The 12,474-nt window shown below is 59.6% G+C and carries 10 protein-coding genes; 6 read left to right on the top strand and 4 right to left on the bottom strand.

What is annotated here, in order from left to right; all coding sequences use genetic code 11:
* Nucleotides 1–80: 80 nt before the first annotated feature.
* Nucleotides 81–1,085, bottom strand: coding sequence for a hypothetical protein (locus BFQ00_RS19250; RefSeq protein ID WP_065934409.1), 1,005 nt, complete (start codon nt 1,083–1,085; stop codon nt 81–83).
* A gap of 237 nt (nt 1,086–1,322) precedes the next feature.
* Between BFQ00_RS19250 and BFQ00_RS19255 the strand changes: the two genes are divergently transcribed.
* The 3 genes from BFQ00_RS19255 to BFQ00_RS19265 are packed head-to-tail and all read left to right on the top strand — an operon-like array spanning nt 1,323 to nt 4,723.
* Nucleotides 1,323–2,249: an ABC transporter ATP-binding protein gene (locus BFQ00_RS19255; RefSeq protein ID WP_065934410.1), complete on the top strand. Its 927-nt coding sequence runs from the start codon at nt 1,323–1,325 to the stop codon at nt 2,247–2,249.
* On the top strand, nt 2,246–2,971 hold the full coding sequence (locus BFQ00_RS19260; protein WP_065934411.1) for an ABC transporter permease: 726 nt from the start codon (nt 2,246–2,248) through the stop codon (nt 2,969–2,971). Before BFQ00_RS19255 ends, BFQ00_RS19260 begins: the two co-directional genes overlap by 4 nt.
* A 12-nt stretch (nt 2,972–2,983) precedes the next feature.
* Nucleotides 2,984–4,723, top strand: a complete 1,740-nt coding sequence (locus tag BFQ00_RS19265; RefSeq protein ID WP_065934412.1) for a Gldg family protein — start codon at nt 2,984–2,986, stop codon at nt 4,721–4,723.
* A 17-nt stretch (nt 4,724–4,740) separates the two neighbouring features.
* Here BFQ00_RS19265 and BFQ00_RS19270 read toward each other — a convergent pair whose 3' ends face one another.
* The 3 genes from BFQ00_RS19270 to BFQ00_RS19280 form a co-directional block, all read right to left on the bottom strand.
* Nucleotides 4,741–5,049 (bottom strand): hypothetical protein, encoded by a 309-nt coding sequence (locus tag BFQ00_RS19270; protein ID WP_065884451.1) that lies wholly within the window; start codon nt 5,047–5,049, stop codon nt 4,741–4,743.
* A gap of 255 nt (nt 5,050–5,304) precedes the next feature.
* On the bottom strand, nt 5,305–5,739 hold the full coding sequence (locus tag BFQ00_RS19275; protein WP_065934413.1) for a DoxX family protein: 435 nt from the start codon (nt 5,737–5,739) through the stop codon (nt 5,305–5,307).
* 103 nt (nt 5,740–5,842) lie between these two features.
* Nucleotides 5,843–7,264 (bottom strand): transglycosylase SLT domain-containing protein, encoded by a 1,422-nt coding sequence (locus BFQ00_RS19280; RefSeq protein ID WP_065934414.1) that lies wholly within the window; start codon nt 7,262–7,264, stop codon nt 5,843–5,845.
* Nucleotides 7,265–7,500: 236 nt separating this feature from the next.
* Here BFQ00_RS19280 and BFQ00_RS19285 point away from each other — a divergent pair, with 236 nt between their 5' ends.
* The 3 genes from BFQ00_RS19285 to BFQ00_RS19295 form a co-directional block, all read left to right on the top strand.
* The gene (locus BFQ00_RS19285) at nt 7,501–8,319 is read left to right on the top strand and encodes a TatD family hydrolase (protein ID WP_065934415.1); all 819 of its coding nucleotides are present in this window, start codon (nt 7,501–7,503) and stop codon (nt 8,317–8,319) included.
* 82 nt (nt 8,320–8,401) lie between these two features.
* Complete coding sequence (locus BFQ00_RS19290) at nt 8,402–9,883, top strand: methyl-accepting chemotaxis protein (RefSeq protein ID WP_065934416.1); 1,482 nt, start codon at nt 8,402–8,404, stop codon at nt 9,881–9,883.
* Nucleotides 9,884–10,081: 198 nt separating this feature from the next.
* Nucleotides 10,082–12,474: DUF6531 domain-containing protein (locus BFQ00_RS19295; protein ID WP_256536921.1), on the top strand; the 2,393-nt coding region annotated here is incomplete at its 3' end.

The raw sequence follows: 12,474 nt of genomic DNA on the forward strand, positions 1-12,474 counted from the left end.
ACCAGGGCATCATACCCTGGCGTCGGCCGGCGGGGATCGATCATAAATCAACGGCGCAAAGTATCCAGCGCGACAGTGACTCAGCCCTGCCCGTCGAGGACCTGGTCCAGTTCAACGAGCGTGCCTTGCAGGCGCTGTCGCATCAGCGATAGCTGCGACATCATCAACACCATCTTTTCGGTCTTTTGGCTCACTTCCAGTGCTTGCTCCTGCAGGCGCGAATGGTGCTGGTCCAACGCCCGGCTTCTTTCATCCTGCTGATCCTGCTGTTGCTGCAATCGAGTCTGCCACTGTTCGAGCATCTCTTCGCGCTCGATGACAGCCTGTTTCTTCTGTGTCAGTTCCTGGGCGACCCTGGCCAGATTGCTCAGCGTGCTGTCTATCTCGAGAATGGAGGTATTCTCCCTGGAGGAGCGGGGTTGCGACGGTATTTCGATGGGTTCTGCCTGAGCAATCGGCGCGCTGGGTTCGACGGGCATCCGCGCCACTTCGGGTAACGTGACCGGCGGATGCGGCGGCTCTTCAACACACAATTGATCCACAGGCGTCGGGACGGGCTCCGGCTCACTCTTGCCCCGCGGCGGTGCAACCATTTGCGATGAAAAGCGGATCGACGGCACGATGACCGCGCTGCTTTCGATGGCAGGCGCAGCGGGGGCGGACATGCCCAATGTAATCACCTTCATCACCAAGGCTTTCTTGACGATCACTGAGTGATGATCTTCGGGCCTGGCAGGCGGCAATCTGCAGCCTTTCAGATCAATGAAGTGAAACGGAACCTGAGACTCGGTGACGGCAGTGTCCTTATTGCCGGATGCCGCCGCCATCATCAGAATTTGCTTAAAGACTTGCATCGCTACTTGCAAGTCCTCCTTGGACTCAACCCCGCCAAGAAAATACCGTTCGAGTTTTTTGCGCAAGGCGGCGATATACACCCTGGAATGACCGGGTTCGGCTTCTTCATCAAGGCTATATACCAGGAAGTTGGAGGATGTCTGTTCGACCGCAAAGCCGCACAACAGTGCGCCGTTGACGGGAGCATCCTCGCCGCTGCGCTCGAGAACAAGGGTACGTAGAAGCATCATGGCAGTCAGGCCTCATTGCAAAAAGAAAACCTTATATAAATGTCAGACAAATATCCGACCATTATTAAGTATTCAGAACAACACAATTGTTTCAGCGCATTATCAAATCAAACGTAGGACTTTACTTATTAAGTGAGCCCAGCGTTCCCAAGAGCAGGTATTGAACGTAATCTTTTTAATGCATCGACACCACAACTAAACATTCTTCAGGCACCGCCCAATTGATTCGGTAAACCTATGATCGAAGTCAGCAACCTGACAAAGTACCTGGGCAAGAAAAGCGTGATAAGCGACTTTTCGTTCTGTGCCCAACGCCATGAATGCGTGGGATTGCTGGGAGAGCATGGCGCCGGTAAAACAACGTTGCTGAAATTGATTTCCGGCATGGCCAGGCCCACCAGTGGGCACGTCAGCATTCAGGGCCTGAGTACCCAAACCCATTCAACTCTCGCCAGGCAAGCCGTCGGTCACCAGCTCCAGGGGGGCATAACCCATCACACGCTGTCGGTCAAAAGCATCCTCAACTTTGTGGCCGCCGCTCGAGGGTTCAGGGGTGCCGAAAAACGCCGGCACGTCGACCGGGTCGCCATGCGACTGGAGCTGTACCCCGTACTCAACTGCCCCATCGATGTACTCAGCCTTGACTTGAAGCGCAGCGTCGCGATTGCACAAGCCATTTTGCACTCCCCCGGCGTCCTCCTCCTGGACGAGCCCACCGAAGGGCTGAACACCGAGCAACAGCTCAAATTCAGAGCGCTTGTTCAGTCCCTTAACGAAGAAATGAGCATCATCATCGCCTCCCGCCATTACGACGCGCTGTCCGAGATTTGCACCCGCGCCCTGGTAATCGCGGGCGGACGACTGATTGCCGACTCTTCGCTGGCGGACTTGCAGCGTTGCTCCCGGCACTTCCAAGCGGTGACGCTCGCAGCGGATCCGCCCGTGGATTTACTCGCCCTTGCCGTACTGCCCGGCGTGGCCGGCATCGAGGAAGACCGTCAAAATCCAGGCAAGGTGACGGTCCTTGCCATGCCCGGGCACGCCATCTTCCCCGCCATCAATTCACTCATCACCCATCGCGGCTGGAACATCACGTCACTGCATCTGGAGCCAGGTCGCCTGAACGATGTCGTTCACCATCTGAGCCACGAGGTATCCTCTTGAAACTGCTGCCCCTCATATTCAAACGCCAACTCGCCAGCTATGCCAGTACCCCCCACACCTACCTGAGCGTGGCGTTTTTCCTGGTGCTTTGTGCGACGCTGGGGCTGTATACCCATCGCTGGTTGGAGCGCGACAGCAGTGACTTGCAGGCTTTTTTCGAACTGCACCCCTGGCTCTACCTGCTGTTGATACCCAGCCTATCAATGCAACTGTGGTCGGATGAACGCAACATCGGCTTTTGCGACATGATGAAAACCCTGCCCCTCACCTCGGCAGAACGCGTGATCGGAAAATTCCTCGCAGCCTGGGTTGTCTGCAGCATTGCCCTGTTGTTGAATTTTCCTATAGTGGCGGCCGCGCATTTTCTGGGAACGCCCGACAACGGGGTGATCGCATCACAATTTCTGGCAAGTTGGCTACTGGCGGGAAGTTACCTATCGGTCGGTTGCTTTATATGTGCACTCACGCACCAGCGGATTATTATTTTTTTACTCACCCTGGGTTTGCTGCTGACCATCAGCGGGCTGTCTTCGGTCCTGGATGCGCTTGAACATCAAGCGCCAATCTGGATAGTTGACAGCATCATGAAACTTGACCCGATATCCCGTTTCAGTTCAATGGACAACGGCAAAATAACACTGCATGACGGTTTATATTTTGTCAGCATGATCGTTGCCTTCCTTTCTGCAACCATCGTTACACTCAACTATAAAAACAGCTAAGGAAAGTCGCTGATGCGATCCGCTCTTCGTGTGGGTATGACGTTAGTCGTCATATTATTACTGTTCCTGGCATTCAATCTGGTCTGGCTAAACAAACTACCCGATTCCCGCTGGGACTTTTCACGACAGAAAATTCATACGTTATCACCCTCGACGCAGCAGTTGCTCGCGACGCTTGAAAGCCCACTGGACTTGTATTACTTCAACTCGCTCACAGCACCCAGGAAAAGCCGAACCGTGAAACGCTTCGGCCAACGCATAGCGGATTTGCTTCAGGAATTCGAAGCGGCCGCCAACGGCATGATCAACCTGCACATTATTGATCCAACCCCTTTTTCCGAAGATGCCTACAAAGCCAGCTTGTTCGGCCTGGATGACACACAAGGATTCCTTGGCCTTATAGGCACGCGTGCCGGCCAGGGTATGCAACGCATCGATGCGTTTAACCCCGTGGACGAACCGCTGCTCGAGTATCAGATCAGCCAACTGATCTATAGGTTGATGCACCCTCAACGGCCCAGTGTCGGCCTGCTGTCCGGGTTGCCGTTGAATGAGTCCGCCAGCCAACTGATGGAGCAGATGCGCGGGCATTTCAACCTGACAGAGTTGGCCTCCAACATCTCCCAGGTGCCTGACTCGATAGGTAGCTTGATGGTCGTGCAACCGAGGGCGCTGGCCGAACAAGCGCTTTACGCCATGGAACAGTTTGTCCTGGGGGGAGGCAAGCTGATGATCTTCATCGACCCGGTAAGCGAGATGGGGTCTGAAGCCCTATCGGTAGATTCCAGGCTCGATGGCCTGTTGAACGCCTGGGGCATACGCATGCCCACTAACAAGCTGCTGGTCGACAGCCTGTATGCCTCGTCGGCATCGCTCGGCCCGGGCATGCCCACCGTACTGCACCCCGCCAGGTTGAAACTGCCACGACAGGCAATGAATGCTCAGGATATCAGCACCTGGAAACTCGACAGCCTGAGCGTATCAAGCAGTGGCGCGATCTTGCGCGCCCGAAAAAACCGCAAGACGTTCACCCCGCTGCTGCAAAGCTCTCGGCAGTCTGCGCTGCTGGACGCCGAGCGCTTCGCTTCAACGACGCAGTTCGACGCGCTGATTGACGAAGCCTCCACTTCAGGCCAGCGCCATGTCATCGCCGCGCGTCTCGAGGGGCCGGCCTATTCGGCATTTCCTGACGGATTGAGCGGACAGCCGCCCGGCTTGCAAAAGGCTGCCCGGATCGAGGTCGTGGTGGTTGCCGATACCGATGTACTCGCCGACGCTGTCAGCCAGGCAACGGGCAACAACAACCTGCAGTTCGTACTCAATACCCTGGATAACCTGGCGGCGCCCGCATTACTTGCCAATATTCGCCCGCACATCACGTCGCGTTCGCTCAGCACCCTCACGCCCATGCGCGAAGCTGCCGCACAGGCCTATCGGGAAAAGGCAGCGGAACTGGAACGTCGTCTTGAGCGTACCGAACAAGCATGGCAACGGCTCAATCCAAAGGCCACAGGCCTGGGCACCCAGGTCGTGGACACCAGTACCCAATTGCAAGCGCTTAACAAGGAGCGCCTGCGCCTGCCCATGGAATTGCATGCCCTCAAGGCGCAGGCGTATGCACCGTTAAACCGCTTCGAACGCACCATAAAGCTGCTGATGATCGCGACGGTGCCCCTGATGCTGTGCCTGATAGCCTGGCTACGGTATCGCTGCCTGCGTCGACGCCGATGGTCGCCGGTGGCCTTTGGCTGATCGCCGGGCGGCGGGCATCAGCGACGGGCAATCAACCCTTGCCGGGCAATACGGGTCAGGTGGCGGATCACCTCTTCGGCATTGCCTGCACTCGGTGCCTGGATAACAGCGAGGTCAAAGCTGTTACTGGCGAAACGCGTCAGGGAGTCGCCGTCTTCCACGAACTGGATAAGGAACGCCGAAGGCCGCCCGGTGCGCCGTGGCCAGCCATCCAGGTAGCGCAGCAGCGTCGGCTGGTGCTTGCCGCCCAGGAGGATTTTCGGGCTGCGCTGAGTCAGGTCCGCGGTGATGGGGGCCAGGCGTATCAGGGGGCGTGGTGCATTCATTGTGTCGTGTCTCTGCCTCAAAAGTCTGCGGGCAGGTGAGAGGCAACACCGAACCAGCGCTTTAGCGGTATTTCGACCCGTGCCTGCTGATGAGTGCATGGTTCTGTCGGACTGCATCGAGTCCAGTGGCGCCCCGCAATTAGCTGTTTAAATCGGCGCATGAGCAGCATCCTAGAGAAGCTGGCGGGGCAGTGTCAAGAATCCCGAGCAACGAAAAAGGCCCGCACGTGGCGGGCCTCCTAGCTTGCGAAACGATCAGCGGGTGATGGCGCGATCGGCCGAGAGTTTGCCGGCACCTTCGAACAGTACCGCCAGCGAGCCGCCAAGCAGGGCCAGGGCAAACTCATAGCCATTGTTGGCCATGAACAGCCCGTTATGAATGTGCACGGAAAAGATGGCCACCAGCGACAGGAAGGTCAGGCCCAGTGCCGCAGGACGTGCGAGCAGGCCGATGATCAGCGCCAGGCCGGCAAAGAACTCGGTGCCGCCGGACAACACGGCCATCAGGGTGCCCGGCGCCAGGCCGATGCTTTCCATCCATTGGGCAGTGCCGGCCAGACCACCACCGCCGAACCAGCCGAAAAGTTTTTGCGAGCCGTGGGCAGCGAAGATGATACCGACGAAGATGCGCAGAACGGTCAGGCCATAACCTGCGCGAGTGGACAGGACACGGGTAATCAATGGGCTCACGAGGTAAATCCTTTTTCAGATAGGGGTTGGTTGGCCGCTATATTAATCAGTTTAAACAATGATAAAAGCCGAAAAACTGCATTATCACCATCGACAAATTCGATTATTTACGCGACGCAACGTTCGGCGCCGACGGTTCCAGGGACTCCCGCTCCCGGTCGAACGCCAGATAGTATTTGTTGACGCTATTAACATAGCTGACGGCGCCCATCCCTACCTGCTCCATGGCAATGCGCTCAACCTGGAAGAACCACTGATTGGGGTTGAGCCCCCGACGCCGGGCTTCGGTGCGCATGCCCTGCACCCGCTCCGGCCCCATGTTATACGCGGCCAGCACAAAGGCCATGCGTTCACGCTCGTTGAGCTTGGGGCTGGCAAAGAACTTGCGACGGATCATGGCCAGGTAGCGCGCGCCCGCCTGCACATTACTGTCCAGATTCTCGATATTGTTCACGCCCACCCGCTGCGCCGCCGAGGGCGTGATCTGCATCAAACCGGTGGGGCCACCGCTGTTGCGTGCCCCAGGGTCCAGCGCGGACTCCTTGAATGCCAGCGCGGCCAGGTTCAACCAGTCCATGCCTTGCTCGCGCGCATGCTTTTGCAGGACCGGGCGCAGTTTCTCCAGGCGTTGACGGTCGGCGCGGGCCAACGGGTTGCGCACCTGGTAGAGACGTCGATAGATACGCTGGAACGCCACATCCTGGTCGGATGGGCTGTGGTAGGTCTTGAGGAAACGATCGATGCTCGCCCGCAGCATCGACGCATCCTGGCGCACGAACCAGTACTCGTCGCCCGGCTCGCTGATGACCACCTGCTTGTCAAAGCGCAACCTGGGCAGGATTTTCGACCAGCGCTCGGCAATCGGCTTTTCAACGATGGTCAGGTGAAAGATCCCGGCCTGCACCATCTCCAGCACGTCTTCCACCGCCAGGCTCGGGTCGACCCATTCCACCTTGATCGGCGGGCGCTTGTGCAGGGCCAGTTTCTGGTTGGCCTGGCTGATCGCATCCGCCGCCGCGCTGCCGGTGGTCAACGTCAGGGTGCGGCCCGACAATTGCTCCAACCGGGTAAACCGTCGTTCACCCTTGACGCCAACCAGCCACAGCGGCACGTTGCTGGCGATCGGGTCACTGCTGCTGATCTTGTGCGCGGCCTTCACGTCCAGCAGTTCGCCGGGGGCTACCAGGTCGCCTTCGCCACGGGCCAGCGCGGCAAGTAACTGGTCCTTGGCCCTGGGGATGATCTTGAGGTTGATTGCCTGCCCGTCGCGGGCACGGCCATTGAGGTATTGCTCGAAAGCTCGCAGGCGATGGTATTCGACACCGATGGCCTGGCCCTGCACTTCACCGGAGCTATTGCGGCTCTGGTTGACCAACACACGCAGGGTACGACTGGAGCGAATCTCTGCCAGGTCACGGACCTTGCCGGGCCTGGTCACTTCCAGCGGCCCATCCAGACGCGCGACCGCCGCCATGGGCAGCAGTAACGTCACGCACATCATGAGTAACGCCGCGGGTCGGATCATCCGCTCTCCGGAAAGAATACTGGCCAACACCTTCGTTAAAAACCAGGTGTCGGGCGTCAGAAACAGAGCGCTTAATGCGCTGGCAAGGCGTGCAACGACGACAGGGTGAGAGGCAAAGGGCCCGCCACAATGTCGCCGGCGACGTTCAAAGACAGCTATAACGCGTTGTAGTTCTTGGTTTTTCTTATAAATCTACAGCTCTGATATGCTTTCCGGCCGCAGGCGGAGGTAGCACCATGCAACTCATTGATATCGGCGTCAACCTGACCAACCCCAGTTTCGACGAGAGGCACTCGGCCGTTCTCGAGCGGGCCTACGCCGCCGGCGTGCAGCAATTGGTGCTCACCGGCACCAGTGTCGAAGGCAGCGAGCAGGCCATGGTGCTGTGCACAAGCCTTGATGAAAGTGGGCAACGCCTGTTCAGCACCGCCGGCATCCACCCCCACTCCGCCAGCGCCTGGAGCAGCGACAGCGCCCAGCGTTTGCGCGACTTGCTCAACCAGCCCCGTGTGCGTGCCGTCGGCGAGTGCGGACTGGACTTCAACCGGGACTTTTCGCCGCGCCCACAACAGGAAAAAGTCCTCGAGGAACACCTGGCCCTGGCTGTCGAACTGAAATTGCCGGTGTTCCTTCACGAGCGCGACGCCAACCAGCGCCTGCTGGAGATCCTCAAGGATTACCGTGACCACTTGCCCGCTGCAGTGGTGCATTGCTTCACCGGCGAACAACAGGCGCTCTTCAGCTACCTCGACCTTGACCTGCACATCGGTATCACCGGCTGGATCTGCGACGAGCGCCGTGGGACGCATCTGCACCCATTGGTCAGGGAAATTCCCCGCGGCCGTCTGATGCTGGAAAGTGATGCGCCCTACCTGCTGCCACGCACGCTGCGCCCCAAGCCGAAGAACGGCCGCAATGAGCCCGCCTTCCTGAGCGAAGTGCTTCGCGAAGTTGCCCTGCATCGCCATGAAACGCTGGAAGACCTGGCGCTGCACAGTACCGCCTGTGCCCGGGCTTTTTTCGGCTTGCCTACCGTCGGTGATGCGGCGCATTGACCCATGTCAAAAACCCGTTCCTGAGTAGCGGCACAATAATGGCACCTTGCCAATGCTGTTTCCGCTATCAGAGAAAACCTCCATGGGTGCCTGGCTTAGCAATATCTCACTGAAGTACAAATTCTGGGCCGTCAACGCGGTTGCTTTCATCACCACGTTGCTGCTGGTGCTGTATGCCGTCCAGCTCGAACAACAGGCCCGCAGTCAGGCGTCCCAGGTTTCGGCCAAGGCCCAGGCGCAGTTGCTCAACACCTGGCCGGCCGACAAGACACTGCCCACTGGCGAAAACTGGCTGACCTTCACCCGCGACCAGGCGCCACAACGGGCAGGCCAGGACCTGTCCGCCTTGCAAGGCGCCAGCGGCTGGGTCGAGCTCAGTCACCTGCCCTTGTTCGGCGTGAACCCGCTGGTGGGCGCCGAGGTCATCCGCCGTGCAGACGGACAACAGGTCGCCGTTCTCGCCTACGCGCCGAGCCTGCGCCAGGTGTTCGGCGAACGCTTCGTCAACTATGCGGTGGCGGTGGCGGTCCTGATGCTGGCGATGCTCGGCGCCTCGCAACTGCTGATCCGCTTCCTGCTCAGCCAGCTCAACACCCTCAAGGACGTGATGCTCCATGTAGAAAAGACTGGCGACCTGTCCGCCCGGGTGCCCCTGGCCTGCAAGGATGAAGTCGGGCAGATGGCCAGCGCCTTCAATGCCATGCAAGCGGGCTACCAGCGGGTGGTCAATACCGTGGCACGGACCGCCAGGCAATTGGACGAGGGCGCCGCCCGCCTGGCCAGCAGCATGAACGAGGTGCAGCACGGCATGCTCGGCCAGCAAAGCGAGACCGACCAGGCCGCCACTGCGATCAACGAAATGACCGCCACCGTCCACCATATTGCCCAGCACGCCGGCGCCACCCGCGACCTCTCGCAAACCGCCGATACCCTCGCCGGCAGCGGCCAGGAAGTGGTCACACGGGTGCAACGTTCGATTGCCGGACTGTCCACCGGTGTGCAGCAGACCGCTGAGATGATCCAGAAACTCGCCGAAGACAGCCAGAAAATCAACGGCGTGGTCGGGGTGATCCACAGCATCGCCGAACAGACCAACTTGCTCGCCCTCAACGCCGCCATCGAAGCTGCCCGCGCCGGCGAAATGGGCCGTGGCTTTGCGGTGGTCGCTGACGAGGTGCGCAACCTGGCCAAGCGCGTGCAGAGCTCCACCGACGAAATCACCCGCATGGTCTCGGCGCTGCAAGCCGGTACCCGCGACGCGGTGGACTTCATGCAGGAAAGCTCGCTCAAGGCCGATGACTGCGTGCAACAGGCCCAGGAAGCCGGCGCCGCACTCGCCGAAATCACCGGCGCCGTGGCGCAGATGCGTGAGAGCAACACCCAGATTGCGGTGGCCGCCGAACAGCAGAGCCATGTCGCCGAAGAGATGAACCGCGCCGTGGTGAGTATTCGTGATGTAACCGAGAACACCGTACAGCAGACCGTGGATTCGGCGACCACCAGTAATGAACTGGCGACGTTGGCGGGGGAATTGAGTAAGGCGATTGGGCAGTTGAAGCTGTAGGACCGTTCAGCCCGTAATCCGACTCCTACAACCATGCCGCAGCATACCTGAGGTTAAAACGAAACTTCTTCGCCATCCCCGCGAATAGCGCCGACTTCTTTTACCTGTGACCCGCTGCAAAGTCCCTCGCCTGATCATTCAGTGCGAGGGATTGCAGATGGTTCTTTTCGTTAGAGCCCCAGTTATTGGGGCTGTGTTTTGATTCCGGTGCTTGCCAGCTTCGTCCTGGCCCCCATGGACCCCAAAGCGCCGGATGTTGAACGCGTGCTTGGGGATTTGCGCAATTGCCTGAACACCTTCGACGCGTGGGCCGACAGCTTTTTCAGTGGCTCGGCACTGGAAGTCGAGCAGGTGTTCAAGGTCGGTGACGACGTCGCACTGGTCGCGCCGATCTCTTCCGACACACCCAGTCGCACCGTCGCTCAATGCAAGGCCCAGGGTGGGCTGACCCTGGTGCATCTGTTCGAGAGCACGCGCTTCGTTCCTATCGGCAACACGCCGGTGACGCTGCAAGCCATTGCGCCGGACGGCACGCCCATGGGTGCACCGCTGCACCGCACCATCGGCCCCAGCGGCAGGCTTGAAGTGCCCGAATGCACCCGCGACCAGCAGTACCGAGTCACTTTCTACCCCAATGTTTCCAAGGATCACGTCAAGGCGCTGTATGCGTCCTACCAGTCGGTGATTGCCGGACTGGAAGCGGATCTGCGCAAGCAATGGCGCGAGCATTTCGAGCCTCAATGGGCCGATTTTGCCAAAGCCCCGCCCTTCAAGCGCAGCGCGAAACAGGGTGCGGCCTTTGCAAGCGGGATTGGCAAGGCGTTTTACAACCTGTGGGACAACATCACCGAGCTGTACGACCTGTTGGCGAATCTCAAGTCCAACAGCGAGAAGTTGCTGCAGTACCTTTCCCAGGCCGAACTCGATGAACTGCTGAAACTGGGCAAGGACACACTCGCCCAAGGCTTTCTGGTGCTCAGCGACGAGCCGCTGTTGTTTATCTATTTGTCGGCGATGGTCAGTTGGATACGCCTGCTGCCGCCGCCCGAGATGTACGAACTGCTGGGTGAGATCACCGGCGAAGTGCTGATCAACCTGTTGCTGATATGGGCCACGCGGGGGATGGGGGTTCAGCTTCGGCTGGGGGCTCAGGTGTTGAGTTCTATCAAGTCCGGGCGGGCGCGGGCGTTGTTGGAATTGCTAGCCAGGCAGGTGCCGGGGCCTGGGCTGGAAACCCATGTGCAGACGGCCAAACCGTTGCTGCTGGGGAGTGCGGCGACGCCGGTCAAAGCGGTGCCGGTGGCGCCGTTGAAGGCAGGCGAGCAGTTGGTTTCGAACGCGGTGCCGATGGTGCGCAATAAGACGCAGCGCACCGCATTGGTCCGCCAGGAGCCGGTGGATGATGTGCCGGCCGTGGCGTCGAATCCGAAGGGCGATGCGGCGGCTTCTGCGGACAAGACCGTTACCCACGGTTGCCCGGTGTCGATGGTCACCGGCGAGGAACTGCTGACCCTGACCGACGGCGCGCTGGATGGCATCTTGCCGTTCGAGTGGACGCGCTTGTACCGCACCAGTGCGGTGGAAGTGGATTGCGGGTTGGGGTTTGGCTGGAGTCATGCGCTGGCGCACAGGCTTTCTGTGTCGGGCGATTCGGTGGTGTGGACCGACCATGAGAATCGCTCGACCACCCTGCCCTTGCCGACGGCTGCTCGACCGGCGATTACCAACAGCCTGGCGGAAGCGGCTATTTATTTGGGCTCGGTTTCTGGCGAGTTGGTGCTGGCCCAGGCTTCTCGGTTCTATCACTTTCACGACGGCGTACTGACGGCGATCAGCGATGCGTATGACAACCGGCTGCGTATTTTCCGGGACCGGTTGGGGTGCATTGAGCGACTGGATAACGGCGCGGGGCGCTCTTTGCTCTTGCGCTACGCGCTGGGTCGGATTGTGGCGTTGGACTACCAAGTGCATCGCGCCAAAGGCCATGAACCCTTCGTTTGGGTGACCGAGCAGAACGTCGTTTCCTACGCCTACGACGACGCCGGACGACTGGTGTCGGCGACCAATGCCGTCGGTGAACGCGAGGTTTATCGGTACGATGAACAGCACGTCATTCTTGAGCGGCAGTTGGCCGGTGGGGCGAGTTTCTTCTGGGCGTGGGAAAGGTCTGGTAAAGCCGCGCGCTGTGTCCGGCACTGGGCCAGTTTTTCGCAGATGGACACGCGGTATGTATGGGGCGATGACGGCAGCGTCAACGTGCACAACGCCGATGGCAGCCAGGAAGTTTACGTGCATGACCAGCGTGCGCGACTGGTACAGCGCATCGATCCCGACGGCGCCCGACATTTCAAATCCTACGACGACAAGGGCCGACTGACCGTCGAGCAGGACCCGCTGGGCGCGGTGACGGCGTATCAGTACGACGCCGCCGGTCGCTTGGTCGCGCTGTTTCCGGGTGAGGATGAGCCGACGTCCTACGAGCATGACAATGGTTTCGTACGGGTCGTGCGGCGTGGTGAGGCGGTCTGGAAATACGAGCGTAATGAGCAAGGCGATGTCATCCGCAGGATTGATCCGGAGGGCAACGCGAC

Origin of the sequence: Pseudomonas sp. 28 E 9 (assembly GCF_900004785.1) — a bacterium.
GTDB classification, from domain to species: domain Bacteria; phylum Pseudomonadota; class Gammaproteobacteria; order Pseudomonadales; family Pseudomonadaceae; genus Aquipseudomonas; species Aquipseudomonas orientalis_A.